This is a genomic window from Curtobacterium sp. PhB25 (assembly GCF_004365375.1).
Lineage (GTDB): Bacteria > Actinomycetota > Actinomycetes > Actinomycetales > Microbacteriaceae > Curtobacterium.
In genome coordinates this window covers 678,790-698,242 of record NZ_SODR01000001.1, presented here as the reverse complement: position 1 = coordinate 698,242, position 19,453 = coordinate 678,790, and the positions used below count along the sequence as shown (strand labels likewise).

The window sequence follows — 19,453 nt, the reverse complement described above, 5'->3', positions numbered from 1 at the left end:
AGATGCTCACCCCCCGGTGAGCGAGGGGCCACCAGCACTCGATAAGGTGCTGGTGGCCTCGCTTCGTTCCGCGCGGCCCCACAGCGCGGAAACCAGAGCATCACCCACCACCACGAAGGAATCCATTGAGACGCGCAAAGATCGTTTCGACGCTCGGACCGGCAACGTCGGACTACGAGACCGTCAAGGAGATCATCGAAGCGGGCGTCGACGTCGCCCGACTCAACCTCAGCCACGGTGACTACAGCGTCCACGAGGCCAACTACGTGAACGTCCGTCGCGCTGCCGAGGAGCTCGGCAAGCCGGTCGCGATCCTCGTCGACCTGCAGGGTCCGAAGATCCGTCTGGCAAGGTTCGCCGACGGCCCGCACGACCTGGCGGTCGGCGACGTGTTCACGATCACGACCGAGGACGTCCCCGGTTCCAAGGAGATCTGCGGCACGACGTTCAAGGGTCTGCCCCAGGACGTCAAGCCCGGCGACCCGCTGCTCATCGACGACGGTCGGGTCCGCCTGCGCGTGCTCGACACCGACGGCGTCCGTGTCCGTACCGAGGTCGTCGTCGGCGGCACGGTGTCGAACAACAAGGGCATCAACCTGCCCGGCGTCGCAGTGAACGTCCCCGCGCTGAGCGAGAAGGACGAGGCCGACCTCCGCTGGGGCATCCGCCAGGGCGCCGACCTCATCGCGCTCTCCTTCGTCCGCAACGCCTCGGACGTCGTCCGCGCGCACGAGATCATGGACGAAGAGGGCAAGCGCCTCCCCGTCATCGCGAAGATCGAGAAGCCGCAGGCCGTCGACGCGCTCGAGGAGATCATCGACGCTTTCGACAGCATCATGGTCGCCCGCGGTGACCTCGGCGTCGAGCTGCCGCTCGAGGCTGTCCCGATCGTGCAGAAGCGGGCCGTCGAGCTCGCCCGCCGCATGGCGAAGCCGGTCATCGTCGCGACCCAGATGCTCGAGTCGATGATCTCGTCGCCGATCCCGACCCGCGCCGAGACCTCCGACGTCGCGAACGCCGTCCTCGACGGTGCGGACGCGGTCATGCTCTCGGGCGAGACCAGCGTCGGCGAGTACCCGGTGCAGACCGTCCGCACGATGGCCCGCATCGTCGAGTCGACCGAGGACCACGGCCTCGAGCGCATCGCGCCGCTCGGCACGAAGCCGCGCACCCTCGGCGGGGCGATCACCCTCGCCGCGGTCGAGATCGCGGAGTTCACCGAGGCCTCGTACCTCTGCGTGTTCACCGAGTCCGGCGACTCGGCGCGCCGCATGTCGCGTCTGCGCCACGGCCTGCCGATCATCGCCTTCACCCCGAACGAGGCCACGCGTCGCCGCATGGCGCTCACCTGGGGCGTCCGGTCGTTCCTGGTCGAGCGCAAGACCCACACCGACGAGCTCTTCTCGCAGGTGGACGACGTCCTGCTCGAGAACGGCCTGGCCGCCCCCGGCGACCGCGTCATCGTGACGGCCGGTTCGCCTCCCGGGATCGAAGGCTCGACGAACGACCTGCGCGTGCACCGGGTGGGCGACGCCCACGCCGAGGCCGCTCCGGCCTACGTGCGGGACTGATCCGCAGGATCCCGACGCCGACAGGGCGCGGACAGGAGGCCCGGCGCACGAACACGCGTCGCCTCCGGTCCGCGCCCTGCCGCGTCTCCACGGCCCTGGTGGCGACCACCGATCGGCCGCAGGCGGCAGGATGGCTGCTGTGAGCCTCCAGACCGAACACCCGACGCCGCGCGCCGACGTTCGCCGTTGGCGCCGCTACCTGGCCGACGAACGCGCCGAGGGCGCGGTCTACCGCAACCTGGCCGCGCGGCGGTCCGGCGAGGAACGCGAGATCCTCGCCGCGCTGGCCGAGGCCGAGGGACGGCACGAGCAGCACTGGCTCGACCTGCTCGGTGACGACGTCGGACGTCCGCAGCGGGGCAGTCTGCGCACCCGGGTCCTCGCGACGCTGGCGAAGCGGTTCGGGTCGGTGTTCGTCCTCGCGTTGATGCAGCGCGCCGAGGACCGCTCGCCGTACGCCGACGACGACGACGCGACCGCGAGCATGGCCGCCGACGAGCGCATCCACGGCGAGGTGGTGCGCGGGCTCGCGAACCGCGGACGGATGCGGTTGTCGGGCACCTTCCGCGCGGCGGTCTTCGGCGCCAACGACGGACTCGTGTCGAACCTGGCCCTCATCATCGGCATCAGCGCGTCGGGCGCCGACCGGCACTTCGTGCTGCTGAGCGGCATCGCGGGCCTGCTCGCCGGCGCCCTGTCGATGGGTGCGGGGGAGTACGTGTCGGTCCGGTCGCAGCGCGAACTGCTCGAGGCGTCCGCACCGCACCCCGAGGCCGGCCGCGCCGTGGCGGACCTCGACGTCGACGCGAACGAGCTCGCTCTGGTGTACCGCGCCCGCGGGATGGCCGAGGCCGAGGCGACCGAGCACGCAGCGCAGGTGCTGTCCGGCATCGGCGAGCGACGCCCGTCGACGGGTCCGGTCACCGTCACCGACGACCACGAGGCGGTGGGCAACGGCCTGAGTGCCGCGGTGTCGAGCTTCCTGTTCTTCGCGTCGGGCGCGATCATTCCGGTGCTGCCGTTCCTGTTCGGCATGCAGGGGTGGGCGGCCATCGCGGTCGCCGGCACGCTCGTCGGACTCGCCCTGCTCGGCACCGGTGCGGTCGTCGGCGTGCTGAGCGGTGCGTCGCCGGGCAAGCGGGCGTTCCGGCAGCTGGCGATCGGGTTCGGCGCCGCGGTCGTGACCTACGCGCTCGGGCTGCTGTTCGGGACGGGCACCGCGTAGCGGCGGACGGGGCACCGCCTACCGGCGGACGGCGGCTCGCGGCGGGAGCAGCAGCAGGGCCGCGGCACCGACGACGATGAGGGCGATGCCCGCGAAGACCATGAACATCGTGAGCGCGAGGCCGGGCGCGACGAGCACGACGACACCGCCGAGGATCGACAGCACGCCGCTCACCAGCGTCGGCACCCGGGACGACCCGGGGTGGCCGACGAAGCCGCCCACGATCGACACGATGCCCTCGATCACGAAGCCGACCCCGGCGAGCACGGCGTAGACGACCAGGGGGATCGCGGGGTCGAGCAGCGCGACGAGTCCGGCGACCGCGACGAGCGCACCGACGATCCCGGAGGTCCACCGCCACACCGTCGGCGTCCCGTGCCCGCGCGCCGCAGCCACGACCCGCAGGGCGCCGGCGACGACGAGGTAGACGCCGAACAGCAGCGCCACGAGGACGAGCGACGGCCGGGGCCACACGATGGCGACGATCCCCAGGGCGATCGCGACGACCGCCGTGACGACGACGAACACCCGGAACGTGCGGACGGCACGAGAATCCACGGACACTCCTCCTGATCGGACCGCTGGAGTCCCGAACGCTACCCGGCCGACGGCGAGCCCGTGCGGTCCTCGGACCCGAGCGGGCGTGAGCCCGTGCAACCGGATGCAACCCCCGCGGTCGTACGGTGCGAGCAGCACGCGAACCGTGCGTGCCCCGACAGCGTCGTCGAAAGGCCACCACCATGACCATCGCACCATCGCCCACCAGCTACGCCGCACCCGGCGAACCGGGCTCCCTCGTGCAGTACCGATCGCGGTACGACCACTTCATCGGCGGCGAGTACGTCCCGTCGACGAGCGGGCAGTACTTCGAGAACCCCACCCCCGTCACCGGCAAGGTCTTCACCGAGGTCGCGCGCGGTGACTCCACCGACGTCGACCGTGCGGTGGCGGCTGGCTGCAAGGCGTTCCCGACCTGGGGGCGGACGAGCGCCGCCGAGCGCGCGGTCATCCTCAACAAGATCGCCGACCGCATGGAGGAGCACCTCGAGATGCTCGCCGTCGCCGAGACGTGGGAGAACGGCAAGCCGATCCGCGAGACCCTCGGCGCCGACATCCCGCTCGCGATCGACCACTTCCGCTACTTCGCCGGAGCGATCCGCGCGCAGGAGGGCTCGGCCGGCGAGATCGACCACGACACCGTGGCGTACCACTTCCACGAACCGCTGGGCGTCGTCGGACAGATCATCCCGTGGAACTTCCCGATCCTGATGGCCGTGTGGAAGCTCGCACCGGCCCTGGCTGCGGGCAACTGCGTCGTGCTGAAGCCCGCCGAGCAGACCCCGGCGTCGATCCACGTGCTCGTCGAGCTCATCCGCGACCTCCTGCCCGCCGGCGTGCTCAACGTCGTCAACGGCTTCGGCATCGAGGTCGGCGCACCACTCGCCCGGCACCCGGACATCCGGAAGATCGCGTTCACCGGCGAGACCACCACCGGTCGGCTGATCATGCAGTACGCCTCGCAGAGCCTCATCCCGGTGACGCTCGAGCTCGGCGGCAAGAGCCCGAACGTCTTCTTCCCCGACGTCGCCGCCGAGAAGGACTCCTTCTACGACAAGGCGCTCGAGGGCTTCACCTTCTTCAACCTCAACCAGGGCGAGGTCTGCACGTGTCCGTCCCGGGCGCTCGTGGCGAAGGAGATCTACGACGGGTTCGTCGCCGACGGCCTCGACCGGGTGCGCGCCGTCAAGCAGGGGCACCCGCTCGACCTGTCCACGATGATCGGCGCCCAGGCGTCGAACGACCAGCTCGAGAAGATCCTGAGCTACATCGACATCGGCAAGCAGGAGGGCGCGAAGCTGCTCACGGGCGGGGAGCGCGCGGACCTCGGCGGGGAGCTCTCCGGCGGGTACTACGTCACGCCGACGGTGTTCGAGGGCGTCAACTCGATGCGGATCTTCCAGGAGGAGATCTTCGGTCCGGTCCTCGCGCTGACGTCCTTCAGCGGCTACGACGACGCGATCGCCACGGCCAACGACACCCTCTACGGCCTCGGTGCCGGGGTGTGGAGTCGCGAGGCCACCACGCTGTACCGCGCCGGACGTGACATCCAGGCCGGACGGGTGTGGTCGAACACGTACCACCAGTACCCGGCGGGTGCGGCGTTCGGTGGGTACAAGCAGTCCGGCATCGGGCGCGAGAACCACAAGATGATGCTCGACCACTACCAGCAGACGAAGAACCTGCTCGTGTCCTACGCCGATGGTCCGATGGGCTTCTTCTGATGCCCGACACCGCACGCGTGGCGGTCACGCCGGCGGCGGGGGAGCTCCTGCGCACCCTCACCGCCCGGCACGGCCCGCTGATGTTCCACCAGTCGGGCGGCTGCTGCGACGGCTCGAGCCCGATGTGCTACCCCGTCGGCATGTTCCGGACCGGTTCCGGCGACGTCCTGCTCGGGGCACTCGAGGTCGACGGCATCGACCCCGTCGAGGTGTACATGTCGGTGTCGCAGTTCGAGTACTGGAAGTACACGCACCTCACCATCGACGTCGTCGACGGGCGGGGTGGCGGGTTCTCGGTGGAAAGTCCCGAAGGCAAGCGGTTCCTGACCCGGTCGCGGATGTTCGACGACGCCGAGCTGGCGGATCTCGGCCTGGTCCCGGTCGCGCACCGGACGTAGGCTGGCCGTACTCGTCGCGACGGTGCGGCGGGTGGGGTCGATCGGAGGACGCATGCGCGCACCCGACCGGCTCCGCCCGCTCGTCGCCGCGTCCTGGCGACGGTCCGCGGCGGTCGACCCGGACGGGGTCCCCGCGCTCGCACTCGGTGACGACGAGCTCGACGCCGCCCGCCGGGACGGCCCCCTCGCCACCCTGCTGCCCGTGGTCCGGCACCTGCTGCTCGACGACACCCGTTCCGCCGGCTGCGTCCTCGCCGTCGGCGACGCCTCCGGTCGGCTCGTGTGGGTCGACGGCGCGCGGACGGCCCGACGTGCGGCCGAGGACATGGGCTTCGTCCCCGGCGCCGACTGGGCCGAGGACCGCGTCGGCACGAGCGCGCCCGGTACCGCCCTGCGGCTCGACCGGCCGGTGCAGATCCGCTCCGACGAGCACTACGCGAACGCCGTCAAGCCGTGGTCGTGCACCGCAGTGCCCGTGCACGACGCCCACGGTGCCACCGTCGGCGTGCTCGACCTGACGGGCGACGACCGGGCCGTCGAACGGCACACCCTCTCGCTCCTCACCGCCACGGTCGCCGCCGCCGAGGCGCAGCTCGCCCTGGCCGCGAGCCGGTTCCCGGCGTCCGCCGCGTCGACGCCGCGCGCACCCGGCGCGGAACTGACGGTCCTCGGCACCGACACCGCCGTCCTGCGCGTCCACGACCGCCGGGTCCACCTGTCCGCGCGGCACTCCGAGTTCCTGGTCGTCCTCGCCGCCCACCCCGACGGGTTGGCGGCCGCCGACCTCGCGCACGCCGTGTACGGCGACGCCGGCGCCGTCGTGACGCTGCGCGCCGAGGTGGTGCGGCTCCGACGGGTCCTCGCGGAGCACGCGTCGGGCGTGACCGTGACGTCGCGACCGTACCGGGTGACCGGTATGGCGACCGACGTCGACACGGTGCTGTCCGCGCTCGACCGCGGGGCGCGCCTCCAGGCCGTCGACCGGTACACCGGACCGGTCCTGCCGGGGTCGGCTGCGCCGGGGGTGGACGCCGTGCGCGACCTGGTGCGCGGTCGGTTCCGCGAGTCGGTCGTCGCGGACGGCAGCGTCGAGGCGCTGCTCGCGTGGGCGCGGACGCCGGACGGTGCGGCGGACGCGCGCGTGCTCCGCGCGCTGCTCGCGGTCCTGCCGCGGCGGTCGCCGCGACGAGCCGGTCTCGTGGCGGCGATCGAGGCGCTCGAGGGTCCCTGAACCGGTCGGCGGGGCCGGGAGGCGCGGGGCGGGCTGGTAGTGTTGGCCTCCTCGCGAGTGTGGTGGAATCGGCAGACACGGGGCACTCAAAATGCTCTGCCTCACGGCGTGCGGGTTCAAGTCCCGCCACTCGTACAACGCAACATCCGGCGTCTAGTAGGCTTGCGGCTGTGAGTGACACAGAAGCAACTGCAACAGCACCCCGTCGCGTCGTCGTCGCCGAGGACGAGTCGCTCATCCGCCTCGACATCGTCGAGATCCTCCGCGACAACGGGTTCGACGTGGTCGGCGAGGCCGGCGACGGCGAGACCGCCGTGCAGCTCGCCACCGACCTCCGTCCCGACCTCGTCGTGATGGACGTCAAGATGCCTCAGCTCGACGGCATCTCCGCAGCCGAGAAGCTGTCCAAGAACCACATCGCTCCGGTGGTCCTCCTCACGGCGTTCAGCCAGAAGGACCTCGTCGAGCGTGCGACCGAGGCCGGCGCGCTGGCCTACGTGGTCAAGCCGTTCACCCCGAACGACCTGCTCCCCGCGATCGAGATCGCCCTCTCGCGGTACCAGCAGATCATCACGCTCGAGGCCGAGGTCGCCGACCTCGTCGAGCGCTTCGAGACCCGCAAGCTCGTCGACCGCGCCAAGGGCCTGCTCAACGAGAAGATGGGCCTCACCGAGCCCGAGGCGTTCCGCTGGATCCAGAAGGCCTCGATGGACCGCCGTCTGACCATGCACGACGTCGCCAAGGCGATCATCGAGCAGCTCAGCGCCAAGAAGTAGTACCACCCGTCGCTCACACCAGCGCCGTCGGACCCCGGTCCGGCGGCGCTGCTGCGTTCCCGGGCGCGCGGGGCGCTCGGTGCGTGTGCATGTTCCGACACGACACCGGTCGATCGACGCGTGCTCTGTCGGAGTGTGCGGACGCATCGTCTGCGTGTGCATGTTCCGACACGACACCGGTTGATCGACGCGTGCTCTGTCGGAGTGTGCGGACGCATGCGCTCGTGGGGACGCAGGGCGGGGCAGTGGAGGCGACCACCTGGCAGGCTGGAGCCGTGGACGACGTGGTGATCCGGGCCTCCCGGCCTGACGACATGCCGGCGGTGGCCGACCTGCGGTGGCGGTGGAGTGTGGGCGAGGGCGGCGCCGAGCCGGCCGCGACGCCGCAGGACTACCGCGCGGCCATGACGGCCTTCGCCCGCGAACACCCGGACACGCACCGGTGTGTCGTCGCAGAGCGCGACGGTGCGGTGCTCGGCATGGCGTGGCTCGGACTCGTCGCCCGGCCGCCGACCCCGGACCGGCCGGGGCGACGCCTGACCGCCGACGTGCAGACCGTCTACGTGCACCCCGACCTGCGCGGGCTCGGCGTCGCCGGACGACTCGTCACCGCGCTGCTCGACATCGCGGACGACCTCGGCGTCGAGCGGACCTCGGTGCACTCGAGCGTCGACGGGGAGCGGCTGTACCGGCGGCTCGGCTTCGGCGACGCTCGGCTGCTGCTGCAGCGTCCGCCCGAGGACTGACGACGGGTCAGCGTGCCTCGCGGATGAGGTTGGTGATGCGGACGGTGGAGCAGCGGCGCCCCTGGTCGTCGGTGAGCACGATCTCGTGCGTGGTGAGCGTGTTGCCGAGGTGGATCGCAGTGCAGACACCGGTGACGGTGCCGGACGTGGCGCTGCGGGTGTGCGAGGCGTTCAGCTCGATGCCGACGGCGTAGCGGCCCTCGCCGGCGTGCACGTTGGCGGCCATCGAACCGAGGCTCTCGGCGAGGACGACGTAGGCGCCCCCGTGCAGCAGGCCGACCGGTTGACGGTTGCCCTCGACCGGGATGTTGCCGACGGCGCGGTCGGCCGACATCTCGGTGATGACCATGCCCATCTTGTCGGCGAGCTCGCCCATCCCGCGGGCAGCGAGCCGCTCGTCGACGTTCCCGGTGATGGTGGCTTCGTCGGTCACGCGCTCGAACTCCCGTGTCGGATGGCGTCGGTAGGCTGTCCGGGTGTCGGACTCCGCAAAGCCTACCCTCATGGTCATCGACGGCCACTCGCTCGCCTTCCGGGCCTTCTACGCGCTGCCGGTCGACAGTTTCGTGAACCGCGACGGGCAGCACACGAACGCCATCCACGGCTTCATCTCGATGCTGCTCATGCTCCTGCAGCGCGAGAAGCCGACGCACCTGGCGGTGGCGTTCGACATCTCCCGGTTCTCGTTCCGCACCCGTGAGTACGAGGCGTACAAGGGCACCCGCTCCGAGACCCCGGCCGAGTTCAAGGGGCAGATCCCGCTGCTGCAGCAGGCGCTCGAGGCGATGGGCATCACCACCGTGACGAAGGAGGACTACGAGGCTGACGACATCCTCGCGACCCTGTCGTCCCAGGGTGCTGCACAGGGGTACCAGGTGTACGTCGTCTCCGGCGACCGCGACGCCATCCAGCTCGTCAACGACGACGTGACGCTGCTGTACCCGTCGGTCCGTGGCGTCTCCGAGCTCACCCGGTACGACCGCGACAAGGTGTACGAGCGCTACGGCATCGAGCCGCACCAGTACCCGGACATCGCCGCGCTCGTCGGCGAGACCAGCGACAACCTGATCGGCATCGACAAGGTCGGCGAGAAGACCGCGGTCAAGTGGGTCACGCAGTACGGCTCGCTCGAGGGGGTCCTCGAGCACGCCGACGAGATCAAGGGCGTCGTCGGCAACAACCTGCGCGAGCAGCAGGACCGTGCGGTCCGGAACCGCCGGCTGAACCGCCTGGTCACCGACGTCGAACTGCCCGTCGGTCCGGCCGACGTCGCGCTCCGGCCCCTCGACGAGACCGCCGTGCGCGAGCTGTTCGCCAAGCTGCAGTTCCGCACGCTGCTCGACCGCGTCTTCAAGGTCGCTGGCTCCGGTGAACCGTCCGAGCAGCCGGCCGAGGGCGGGGTGACCGACGGCGCCGCGACCCCGCCGTCGGTGAAGACCCTGATCGACGAGGAACTCGGGTACTGGCTCGAGCGCCGCAACGCTTCCGAGGCGGCGAACGGCTACGGCGTCGCGGTCGAGGTCATCGACGGCCGACTCAGCACCATCGGCATCGCCACGCACGACGACGCCGTCCAGGTGCCCGGTGGCAGCGGCGCGAAGGACTACGAGCAGCTGTCGGCGTGGTTCGCCTCCGACGCCCCGAAGCACTTCCACGACGCCAAGACCGCGATCAAGGTGCTCGCGACCGCGGGCTTCGTCGTGAACGGCATCGCCGGCGATGCCCGCATCACGGGGTGGCTCGCCCAGCCCGGCAAGCAGGGGCAGCCGCTGGCCGACCTCGTCTACCAGGAGCTCGGCGAAGAGCTCCCCACCGCCGACCCGAACCAGCTCGTGCCGGAGACCGACCAGGTCAACGTCGGCGTCCACGCGTGGTTCGTCCTGCGGGTCACCACGGCGCTCCGTGCCCGGATCGACGAGTCGTCGCTCAAGGTCCTCGACGACATCGAGCTCCCGCTGGTGTCGGTGCTCGCGAGCATGGAGACGATCGGTGTCGGCATCGACCGCCCGGTGCTCACGGGGCTGTCGAAGGAACTGGGGGAGCGTGCCGCCGACCTGGCGCAGCAGGCGTTCGCCGAGATCGGGCACGAGGTGAACCTCGGGTCGCCGAAGCAGCTGCAGGAAGTCCTGTTCACCGAGCTCGCGATGCCGAAGACCCGCAAGACGAAGACCGGGTTCTCGACCGACGCCGCGAGCCTGGCCGACCTGCAGGAGCAGCACCCGCACCCGTTCCTCGGACTGCTGCTGCAGCACCGCGACGCCACGAAGCTCCGCCAGATCGTGGACACGCTCGACGCGGCGATCGTCGACGGGCGCATCCACACCCGGTACGAGCAGACCGGCAGCAGCACCGGCCGCATCTCGTCGACCGATCCGAACCTGCAGAACATCCCGGTGAAGACCGCGGTCGGACGCCGGGTCCGGTCGGCGTTCGCCGTCGCGGAGCCGTACACGACGCTCATCACGGCCGACTACTCGCAGATCGAGATGCGCATCATGGCGCACCTGTCCGGTGACCCCGGTCTGATCCAGGCCTTCAACGAGGGCGAGGACCTGCACCGCTTCGTCGGCGCCCGGGTGTTCGGCGTCGAGCCGGCCGAGGTCTCCGCCGAGATGCGCACCAAGGTCAAGGCGATGTCGTACGGCCTGGCCTACGGGTTGAGCGCGTTCGGGCTGTCGAAGCAGCTCCGCATCGAGCAGTCCGAGGCCCGGACGCTCATGACCGAGTACTTCGCCCGGTTCGGCGCCGTGCGCGACTACCTGCGCAACGTCGTCGAGCAGGCGCGCGAGGACGGCTACACCGAGACGATCTTCGGTCGTCGCCGGCCGTTCCCGGACCTGAAGAGCCCGAACCGCGTCCTGCGCGAGAACGCCGAGCGCGCTGCGCTGAACGCGCCGATCCAGGGCTCGGCGGCCGACATCATGAAGATCGCGATGCTCGGCGTCGACCAGGACCTGCGCGACGGCGGACTCGAGTCGCACCTGCTGCTCCAGGTGCACGACGAGCTCATCCTCGAGGTCGCGCCCGGCGAACAGGACCGCGTCGAGGAGATCCTCCGTACCCGGATGGGCAACGCCGCCGAACTCACCGTGCCGCTCGACGTCTCGGTCGGTCTCGGCGCGAACTGGGAGAGCGCGGCGCACTGACCGCGTGCCGGACGGCGCTGGTGGATAGGGTCGGAGCATGAGCGAAGAGCGTCCCGTCCGCCAGCAGACCGCCGTCGACCACGTGGCCGAGGGATGGGTCGCCACCCTCGTCGACCTCGACCCGACGACGGCCACGTACATCGGTGTGCCGGGTCGCACGGGGGAGTACGGCGACACCTCGCCCGCCGGCGCGGCCGCCCTGGCCGACGCGGCGCGGGCTGCGAAGCGCACGCTCGACGCCGCGGTCGCGGTGGACCCCGTCGACGAGGTCACGAAGGCGGACCTCGGCGCCGAACTCGACCTGGTGCAGGAGTCGTACGCGCGGAAACTGCACCTCCGCGACCTCAACGTGATCGCGAGCCCGGCCCAGTCGGTCCGCGAGATCATCGACCTGATGCCCACGGCGACCGAGTCGGACTGGCACGACGTCGCCAGCCGACTGCACGCGCTGCCGGGCGCGCTCGAGGGCATCCGCGAGACCCTGCTCGAGGGCACGCGCGAGGACGTCACCCCGGCGAAGCGGCAGGTCGCCCTGGTCGCGGAGCAGGCCGCCCGCAACGGTGCCGAGGACGGCTTCTTCCGCCGGCTCGCCGAGGGTGCGGCGTTCGACGACGGCTCTCCCGTGCCGGACTCGCTCCGTGCCGAGCTGACCCGAGGGGCCGAGGTCGCGTCGGCTGCGTACCGGAGCCTCGGGCAGTTCCTCGAGCACGAGCTGCTGCCGCTCGCCACCCCGGTCGACGCCGTGGGGCGCGAGGCCTACGAGCTGCACTCCCGCCGGTTCCTCGGGGCCGTCGTCGACCTCGACGAGACGTACGAGTGGGGCCTCGAGGAACTCGCCCGCATGCGTGACGAGCAGGAGCGGATCGCGGACCGGATCGAACCGGGTGCGAGCGTGGCCCGGGCGATCGAGGTGCTGGACACCGACCCGTCGCGGATCCTGCACGGCACGGACGCGCTGCAGCGCTGGATGCAGGAGACGAGCGACGCCTCCGTCGCGGCGATGGCCGGCACGTACTTCGACATCCCGGACCCGATCCGCCGGCTGGAGTGCCGCATCGCCCCGACGCAGGAGGGCGGCATCTACTACAGCGGGCCGTCCGACGACTTCTCGCGCGCGGGCCGGATGTGGTGGTCGGTGCCCGAGGGCGTCACCGAGTTCGGCACCTGGCGCGAGAAGACGACGGTTTACCACGAGGGCGTCCCCGGCCACCACCTGCAGATCAGCCAGGGCGTCTACAACCGCGGTGAGCTGAACACGTGGCGTCGCCAGCTGTCCGGCTCGTCCGGACACGTCGAGGGCTGGGCGCTCTACGCCGAGCGCCTGATGGAGCAGCTCGGGTTCCTCGACGACGACGGCGACCGGCTGGGCATGCTCGACGGCCAGCGCATGCGTGCCGCCCGCGTGGTGCTCGACATCGGCGTGCACCTGCAGAAGACCAACCCGGACGGCGGCGGCTGGACGTGGGAGTACGCCCTCGACTTCATGCGCGAGAACGTGAACATGGACGACGCGTTCGTGCAGTTCGAGGTCGCGCGGTACTTCGGGTGGCCCGGACAGGCGCCGTCGTACAAGGTGGGCCAGCGTGTGTGGGAGTCGATCCGCGACGAGGTCGCCGCCCGCGAAGGCGCCGACTTCGACCTGAAGTCGTTCCACCGTCGTGCGCTCGCCCTCGGCAGCATCGGTCTCGACACGCTGCGGAGCGCGCTGCTCGGCTGACGCGCGGGTGACACGCCCGGTTGTGGGGGCTCCGCCGGTGCGGTTAGACTTGCGCGGCGCAATCCGCGCCACTCAATCAATCGCCACGGCGGAGCACCACGGGGGTCTCGACTCCCCGCACGCCACGGCCCGACTCATGTCCGTTCGGAGCAATCTCTACATGACAACCACTACGACCAAGGCTCCTAAGCAGGTCGCCATCAACGACATCGGTTCGGCTGATGACTTCCTGGCCGAGGTCGAGAAGACCCTGAAGTTCTTCAACGACGGTGATCTCATCTCCGGCACCGTCGTGAAGATCGACCGCGACGAGGTCCTCCTCGACGTCGGTTACAAGACCGAGGGCGTCATTCCCTCGCGCGAGCTCTCGATCAAGCACGACGTCGACCCCAACGAGGTCGTCAAGGTCGGCGACGAGGTCGAGGCCCTGGTCCTCCAGAAGGAGGACAAGGAAGGCCGCCTCATCCTGTCCAAGAAGCGTGCGCAGTACGAGCGCGCATGGGGCGACGTCGAGAAGATCAAGGAGTCCGACGGCGTCGTGACCGGCACGGTCATCGAGGTCGTCAAGGGTGGCCTGATCGTCGACATCGGTCTCCGCGGCTTCCTCCCCGCCTCGCTCATCGAGCTGCGTCGCGTCCGCGACCTCACGCCGTACCTCGGCCAGGAGATCGAGGCGAAGATCCTCGAGCTCGACAAGAACCGCAACAACGTGGTCCTGTCGCGCCGTGCGCTCCTCGAGCAGACGCAGTCCGAGTCCCGGACCACGTTCCTCAACAACCTGCACAAGGGCCAGGTCCGCAAGGGCATCGTGTCCTCGATCGTCAACTTCGGTGCGTTCGTGGACCTCGGCGGCGTCGACGGTCTCGTCCACGTCTCCGAGCTCAGCTGGAAGCACATCGAGCACGCCAGCGAGGTCGTCGAGGTCGGTCAGGAAGTCACCGTCGAGATCCTCGAGGTCGACCTGGACCGTGAGCGCGTGTCGCTCTCGCTCAAGGCGACGCAGGAGGACCCGTGGCAGGTCTTCGCCCGCACCCACGCGATCGGTCAGATCGCACCGGGCAAGGTCACGAAGCTCGTCCCGTTCGGTGCCTTCGTCCGCGTTGCCGACGGCATCGAGGGCCTGGTGCACATCTCCGAGCTCTCGAACAAGCACGTCGAGCTCGCCGAGCAGGTCGTCTCGGTCAACGACGAGGTCTTCGTCAAGATCATCGACATCGACCTCGACCGTCGCCGCATCTCGCTCAGCCTCAAGCAGGCGAACGAGGGCGTGGACCCCGAGGGCACCGAGTTCGACCCGGCGCTCTACGGCATGCCGACCGAGTACGACGACAAGGGTGACTACAAGTACCCGGACGGCTTCGACCCGGAGACGAACGAGTGGCTCGAGGGCTACGACACCCAGCGCACCGAGTGGGAGGGCCAGTACGCGGCCGCCCAGGGTCGTTGGGAAGCCCACAAGGCGCAGGTCGCGAAGACCATCGCCGACGAGGAAAAGGGTGGCTTCGACCTCCCGGCCGGCGCTTCGACGTCGTCCGCTTCCTCTTCGTCGTCGTTCTCGAGCGAGACCGGTGGCGCCAGCCCCCTCGCCGACGACGCTTCGCTGGCGGCGCTCCGCGAGAAGCTCAGCTCGACCAACTGATCGAGCGAGTCGCACTGACCGGAAGCCCGGCATCCCCCAGGGGGTGCCGGGCTTCCGGCGTTTCCACGCTGCGGGTCGTTAGCCTGTCGCAGTGCGCATCATCGGTCTCACGGGCGGCATCGCCGCGGGCAAGTCGACGGTCTCCAAGCGGTGGGCGGAGCACGGCGGCATCGTCGTCGATGCCGACCGGCTGGCACGGGACGCCGTCGCACCCGGCAGCCCCGGGCTCGCGCAGGTCGCCGAGCGGTTCGGTCCCTCGGTGATCGCGGCCGACGGCTCGCTCGACCGTCCCGCGCTCGGAGCGATCGTGTTCTCCGACCCGGCGGCACGCAAGGACCTCGAGGCGATCACCCACCCCGAGGTCTGGCGGCTCGCCCAGCGTGCCTTCGACGCGGCCGAGGCCGCCGACCCGGACGCCGTCGTCGTGTACGACGTACCCCTGCTCGCCGAGGCCCGCGGATCCCGCCCGCTCCGGTTCGATGCGGTCGTGGTCGTCGACGCCCCCGCTGCGCAGCGCATCGAGCGGCTGGTGGAGCACCGTGCCATGGAACGCGACGAGGCCGAGCGCCGGGTGGCCGCACAGGCGAGCGACGCCGACCGACTCGCACTCGCCGACCACGTCGTCGACGCGACGGGCACCCTCGACCAGACGATCCGATCGGCCGACGAGGTGTGGTCGCGGATCACCTCGTGAAGCACCGTCTGCTGCTCGTCCTCGCCGCGATCGTGCTCGTCGCGATCGGCGGCGGTGCGCTGGTGGCAGCGAACCTGCTCGGTGCGCAGCGCATCGAGGACGAGGGCCGCGTCCCCACGATCGACCGCTCGCACGCCGACGAGCCACCGTCGGGCGACGAGCGCGGACCCGAGGGGGAGTTCCACCGCTTCCGGCTCGGCACCGTGGGCGGCGAGCGGCTCACCCCGAACCGCGACGACTTCGCCGCCCGCACCTCGGCGGACGGCCCCCTGCTGCTGTTCCTGCCCGCCACGAGGTCGCGCCCGGCGGAGTACCAGCGGTTCCTCGGGCAGGCCCTGGCGGACGGGTACCACGTGCTCGGGCTGGACTACTGGAACCTCGGTCGCACCCTGTCTGGCACGTGTGAGTCCGACGCCCGCTGCTACGGCATGGTGCAGCGCAACCGGTTCGACGGCACCCGCCAGTCCGAGTTCAGTTCGGTGACGCCCGCCGGGTCGATCGTGTCCCGCTTCCGCGACGCGGTGGCCTACCTCGACGACCACGACCCCGACGGCGGGTGGGGCCGCTTCGTGCAGGGCGACGACGACATCGCCTGGCAGGACATCGTCGTGGCCGGGCACTCCCAGGGCGGCGGCGAGGCGGCGTACATCGCGCACATCCGGTCCGTCCGCGGGGCACTGATGTTCTCGTCGCCCGTCGAGTCACGGGGTCCGTCGCACGCGGCGTGGATGAACCGTCCCGGCAAGACCCCCGTCGCCCGGATGTACGCCGTCGACGACGTCCGCGACACCTTCGGCCCGCGGATCACCGGATCGTGGCGGGTGCTCGGGCTCGACGGTGTCGACGGCCCCTTCCGGACGGACACCGATCCGCCGCTCGCCGGCGCGGACCCGCACGCGATCCTGACCGACGTCCGGGGCCGGGGGAAGGCGCACTCGTTCATCATCAAGGACTCCACGCCGCTCGGACCGGACGGGGAACCCCGGATGACCGCGCTCTGGCAGTGGATGCTGCACCGGTTCCCCTCTGACGGCTCATAGGCTCGCGCAATAGCCTCTGCTGGTGCAGCCCGTCGACGGAGAACCCGACCTGCGCTCGCTCATCCGCGACCGCGCGGCGGAGATCCCCGAGCGCCCCTACCTGGAGGACGCGCGTTCCGCGCGCGTCCTGACCTACCGAGCGCTCGAGGACGCCGTGACCGCCTGGTCCGCGACGTTCGACGCGATCGGCGTGCCCGCCTCCGGAGCCGTCCTCGTCGACGTCGGCGACCCGCTCGCGTTCGCCGTGGTGCACCTGACCGCCGTGGCGACCGGGCGCCGTGCCGTCCCGGTGGACACCGGACAGCCGGCGACCGAGCCGGCCCGCCTCGCCGACCTGATCGGCGGGGCCTCGATCGTGGTGTCGGACCGCGCCGTGGACGGGACCGTCCCCGGAGTGCCCGCCAGCGGGATCGACGCGGCCACGTTCCTCCCGGCCGCCGTCCGTGACGGTGACGTGCCCACGCAGAGTCCGGACGCACCGGGCGAGGGGTCCGTGGTGCTCTTCACCTCCGGGTCGACCGGCGCTCCGAAGGGCGTCGAGCTGCCGGAGTCGCAACTGCTGTTCGTCGCGCGGGCGGTCGCGCGGCACAACGGGCTGACCGGCCGCGACCGCGGGTTCAACTCGCTGCCGTTGTTCCACGTCAACGCCGAGGTCGTCGGCCTGCTGGCGACGCTCGTCGCCGGGGCGACGCTCGTGCTCGACGCGCGCTTCCGGCGGACCGGGTTCTGGGAACTGCTCGCCGAGCGGCGCATCACCTGGCTGAACGCGGTGCCGGCGATCCTCGCCGTGCTCGCGAAGACCGGGCCGCTGGACTTCCCGGAGGGCCTCCGGTTCGTCCGGAGTGCTTCCGCACCGCTGCCGGACCCGGTGCGCACGGCACTCGGGGACGTCCCGCTGGTCGTGAGCTGGGGGATGACCGAAGGTGCGTCGCAGATCACCGCGACACCGCTGGACGCGCCCGCTCGCCCCGGGACCGTCGGCGTGCCCGTCGGGTCCGAGGTGCAGGCACGCGGCGAGGACGGCGCCGCCCTGCCCGCCGACGAGGTCGGTGCACTGTGGGTGCGCGGCCCGGGGATCGTCGGGCGCTACCTGTTCGGGCGCGCATCCGACCGCTTCGACGCCGACGGCTGGTTGAGCACGGGAGACGTGGGGTCCGTCGCTGCGGACGGCTGGGTCTCGCTCGCCGGACGCTCCGACGACGTCATCAACCGTGGCGGCGAGAAGGTCTACCCCTCCGAGGTCGAGGACGTCCTGCTCGGCGACCCCCGGGTGCTCGAGGCCGTCGTGGTCGGCCGGCCGGACGACGTGCTCGGGGCCGTCCCGGTGGCGTACGTGATCCTGCAGCAGGGCGAAGCCGACGCAGCGGACGCCGCTGCGCTCGTCGCCGACCTGACCGCGCGCGCCGAGGCCCACCTGACCCGCTTCCGCCGCCCCGTCGAGATCATCGTGGTCCCCGACCTGCCGCGCGCGCCCACCGGCAAGGTGCAGCGGGCGAAGGTGCGGACGATGGCGCAGCCGTCGTGACCGGCGCTCAGCCGCAGCCACGGGCCCAGCCGCAGCCGCAGCCGGAGGCCCAGCCACAGCCCCAGGTCCAGACCCCGACCCGCACCGCGGCGGGCAAGCCACGCCACCTGTACGAGGTCGACGTCCTCCGGATCCTGACCTTCGCCTGCGTCATCGGCGTGCACACCACCAGCCACACCGCCGCGTCCGACGACGCCGGCCTGAACGCGCTGCTCGCCCTGCTGCACTTCACCCGGCTCGTCTTCTTCTCGCTGACGGCCTTCGTGCTCGTCTACAGCTACACGTTGCGACCGCGGCCGATGGCGCAGTTCTGGCCGAAGCGGTTCCTGCTCGTCGGGGTGCCGTACCTGGCGTGGTCGTTCGTGTACGTCGGCTCGAGCTGGCTCCTCAGCAGCACCCGTCGGGGCGACGTGCCCGACCTGGTGCGCACGCTCGCCGAGGGCATCGTCACCGGCTCGTCCTGGTACCACCTGTACTTTCTGCTCGTGACCATGCAGGTGTACCTGCTGCTGCCGGTCATCGTGTGGCTGGTCCGGAAGACCCGCGGGCGCCACGTCACGACGCTCGTCGTGGCGCTGGTGGTGCAGCTCGTCGTGTTCGCCGGGTACAAGTACTTCCCGGCGAGCGACGCCTGGCTGCACGGCTACCAGAAGCAGTTCTTCTTCTCGTACGTGTTCTTCATCGTCTCCGGGGCGATCGCCGCCGACCACGCCGACGCGTTCCTCCGGTTCATCCGGGTGCACCGCCGGGCCGTGCTCTGGGCCTTCGCCGGCGTCGGCGCACTGACGCTCGGCGTCTGGGCGCTCCAGGTCGCCCTCGGCCAGTCGCTCTACGCTGCCGGGACTCCGCTGCAACCGATCGAGGCCGTGTGGAGCACCGCGGTCTTCGTCGGCTTCCTGGCGATCGGTGCGCGCTGGGCGGATCGTCGGCGTCCCGGCAGCCCGGTCGCGCGCTTCGTCGACTACGCCTCGGACCGGTCGTTCGGGATCTTCCTGAGCCACCCGTTCCTCATCTGGATCCTGCTGTACGGCGACAGCTGGCTCGAGGCCGTGGTGCCGCGGCCGTGGCTGACCCTCGTCACGTACCTGCTGGTGGTGGTGTTGTCCGTGGCGGTCACCGAGGCGTTCCGGTGGACCCCGCTGAGCGTGCCGCTCACCGGCCGGCCGTCGCTCGCGTCCCGCGCCCAGCGTCGGGCGCGCGCCACCCGGCGCTGACCTGTCCGTTCCGGGCGTACCTGGTCGGTTCTTCCGACCAGGTACGCCCGTTCCTGCTCGCTGTGCGCGGCGGCGGATGCGCGTCGCGGCGGTGGACGCGCTGCGCGGCGGACGGGAGGCGCGTGTCGGCCCGGACCCGGGCCTCCCGTCCGGCGGTCGGGGACCACCAGGGCCCCGCGCACGCCCGGTACGTCCCGTTGCGGACAGCGGAATCGGGCGTACCTGGTCGTTCCTCTCGACCAGGTACGC

The 19,453-nt window shown here is 71.0% G+C and carries 16 protein-coding genes and 1 tRNA gene; 15 read left to right on the top strand and 2 right to left on the bottom strand.

What is annotated here, in order from left to right:
* Nucleotides 1–125: 125 nt before the first annotated feature.
* Together pyk and EDF51_RS03190 are read left to right on the top strand one after the other, a co-directional pair.
* A complete protein-coding gene (gene pyk, locus EDF51_RS03195) occupies nt 126–1,571 on the top strand; it encodes a pyruvate kinase (protein ID WP_134193821.1) in 1,446 nt (481 codons plus the stop codon).
* 130 nt (nt 1,572–1,701) lie between these two features.
* Complete coding sequence (locus EDF51_RS03190) at nt 1,702–2,796, top strand: VIT1/CCC1 transporter family protein (protein ID WP_134193819.1); 1,095 nt, start codon at nt 1,702–1,704, stop codon at nt 2,794–2,796.
* An 18-nt stretch (nt 2,797–2,814) separates the two neighbouring features.
* Here the strand turns inward: EDF51_RS03190 and EDF51_RS03185 are convergent, their stop codons facing one another.
* Nucleotides 2,815–3,354: a DUF308 domain-containing protein gene (locus tag EDF51_RS03185; RefSeq protein ID WP_166673482.1), complete on the bottom strand. Its 540-nt coding sequence runs from the start codon at nt 3,352–3,354 to the stop codon at nt 2,815–2,817.
* Between the two features lie 182 nt (nt 3,355–3,536).
* Here EDF51_RS03185 and EDF51_RS03180 point away from each other — a divergent pair, with 182 nt between their 5' ends.
* From EDF51_RS03180 to EDF51_RS03155, 6 genes are all read left to right on the top strand, one after another.
* Nucleotides 3,537–5,078, top strand: a complete 1,542-nt coding sequence (locus EDF51_RS03180) for an aldehyde dehydrogenase family protein (protein WP_134193815.1) — start codon at nt 3,537–3,539, stop codon at nt 5,076–5,078.
* Nucleotides 5,078–5,476: a DUF779 domain-containing protein gene (locus EDF51_RS03175; protein WP_134193813.1), complete on the top strand. Its 399-nt coding sequence runs from the start codon at nt 5,078–5,080 to the stop codon at nt 5,474–5,476. The genes EDF51_RS03180 and EDF51_RS03175 overlap by 1 nt, the downstream gene beginning before the upstream one ends.
* Nucleotides 5,477–5,528: 52 nt before the next feature.
* The gene (locus EDF51_RS03170; RefSeq protein WP_134193811.1) at nt 5,529–6,707 is read left to right on the top strand and encodes a helix-turn-helix domain-containing protein; all 1,179 of its coding nucleotides are present in this window, start codon (nt 5,529–5,531) and stop codon (nt 6,705–6,707) included.
* Nucleotides 6,708–6,760: 53 nt separating this feature from the next.
* A tRNA-Leu gene (locus tag EDF51_RS03165) sits at nt 6,761–6,842 on the top strand.
* Nucleotides 6,843–6,877: 35 nt separating this feature from the next.
* Nucleotides 6,878–7,483 carry a response regulator gene (locus EDF51_RS03160; protein WP_071291723.1) on the top strand — a complete coding sequence of 202 codons (606 nt, stop codon included), beginning with the start codon at nt 6,878–6,880 and terminating at the stop codon, nt 7,481–7,483.
* 275 nt (nt 7,484–7,758) lie between these two features.
* Entirely contained in the window at nt 7,759–8,229 is a 471-nt protein-coding gene (locus EDF51_RS03155) for a GNAT family N-acetyltransferase (protein WP_166673481.1), read from the top strand.
* 7 nt (nt 8,230–8,236) lie between these two features.
* Here EDF51_RS03155 and EDF51_RS03150 read toward each other — a convergent pair whose 3' ends face one another.
* Nucleotides 8,237–8,605 carry a hotdog fold thioesterase gene (locus EDF51_RS03150; RefSeq protein WP_134194021.1) on the bottom strand — a complete coding sequence of 123 codons (369 nt, stop codon included), beginning with the start codon at nt 8,603–8,605 and terminating at the stop codon, nt 8,237–8,239.
* A gap of 100 nt (nt 8,606–8,705) precedes the next feature.
* On the opposite strand from EDF51_RS03150, the gene polA reads away from it, so the two are divergent.
* The 7 genes from polA (at nt 8,706) to EDF51_RS03115 (ending at nt 19,204) form a co-directional block, all read left to right on the top strand.
* Entirely contained in the window at nt 8,706–11,375 is a 2,670-nt protein-coding gene (gene polA / locus EDF51_RS03145; protein WP_134193807.1) for a DNA polymerase I, read from the top strand.
* Nucleotides 11,376–11,412: 37 nt separating this feature from the next.
* Complete coding sequence (locus EDF51_RS03140; protein ID WP_134193805.1) at nt 11,413–13,092, top strand: DUF885 domain-containing protein; 1,680 nt, start codon at nt 11,413–11,415, stop codon at nt 13,090–13,092.
* 160 nt (nt 13,093–13,252) lie between these two features.
* The gene (gene rpsA, locus EDF51_RS03135) at nt 13,253–14,731 is read left to right on the top strand and encodes a 30S ribosomal protein S1 (RefSeq protein WP_111083948.1); all 1,479 of its coding nucleotides are present in this window, start codon (nt 13,253–13,255) and stop codon (nt 14,729–14,731) included.
* A 91-nt stretch (nt 14,732–14,822) separates the two neighbouring features.
* Nucleotides 14,823–15,425 carry a dephospho-CoA kinase gene (coaE, locus tag EDF51_RS03130; RefSeq protein ID WP_131846533.1) on the top strand — a complete coding sequence of 201 codons (603 nt, stop codon included), beginning with the start codon at nt 14,823–14,825 and terminating at the stop codon, nt 15,423–15,425.
* A complete protein-coding gene (locus EDF51_RS03125) occupies nt 15,422–16,465 on the top strand; it encodes a hypothetical protein (RefSeq protein ID WP_134193803.1) in 1,044 nt (347 codons plus the stop codon). Before coaE ends, EDF51_RS03125 begins: the two co-directional genes overlap by 4 nt.
* 22 nt (nt 16,466–16,487) lie before the next feature.
* The gene (locus tag EDF51_RS03120; RefSeq protein ID WP_134193801.1) at nt 16,488–17,990 is read left to right on the top strand and encodes an AMP-binding protein; all 1,503 of its coding nucleotides are present in this window, start codon (nt 16,488–16,490) and stop codon (nt 17,988–17,990) included.
* Nucleotides 17,987–19,204: an acyltransferase gene (locus EDF51_RS03115; RefSeq protein ID WP_134193799.1), complete on the top strand. Its 1,218-nt coding sequence runs from the start codon at nt 17,987–17,989 to the stop codon at nt 19,202–19,204. Before EDF51_RS03120 ends, EDF51_RS03115 begins: the two co-directional genes overlap by 4 nt.
* The last annotated feature ends 249 nt before the right edge of the window (nt 19,205–19,453 follow it).

Excerpts from the sequence above, each read along its gene's own strand:
- EDF51_RS03190 (WP_134193819.1), top strand. The coding sequence starts at position 1,702 with ATGGCTGCTGTGAGCCTCCAGACCGAACACCCGACGCCGCGCGCCGAC.
- EDF51_RS03180 (WP_134193815.1), top strand. The coding sequence starts at position 3,537 with ATGACCATCGCACCATCGCCCACCAGCTACGCCGCACCCGGCGAACCG.
- EDF51_RS03175 (WP_134193813.1), top strand. The coding sequence starts at position 5,078 with ATGCCCGACACCGCACGCGTGGCGGTCACGCCGGCGGCGGGGGAGCTC.
- EDF51_RS03170 (WP_134193811.1), top strand. The coding sequence starts at position 5,529 with ATGCGCGCACCCGACCGGCTCCGCCCGCTCGTCGCCGCGTCCTGGCGA.
- EDF51_RS03150 (WP_134194021.1), bottom strand. The coding sequence starts at position 8,605 with ATGGGCGAGCTCGCCGACAAGATGGGCATGGTCATCACCGAGATGTCG.
- EDF51_RS03140 (WP_134193805.1), top strand. The coding sequence starts at position 11,413 with ATGAGCGAAGAGCGTCCCGTCCGCCAGCAGACCGCCGTCGACCACGTG.
- rpsA (WP_111083948.1), top strand. The coding sequence starts at position 13,253 with ATGACAACCACTACGACCAAGGCTCCTAAGCAGGTCGCCATCAACGAC.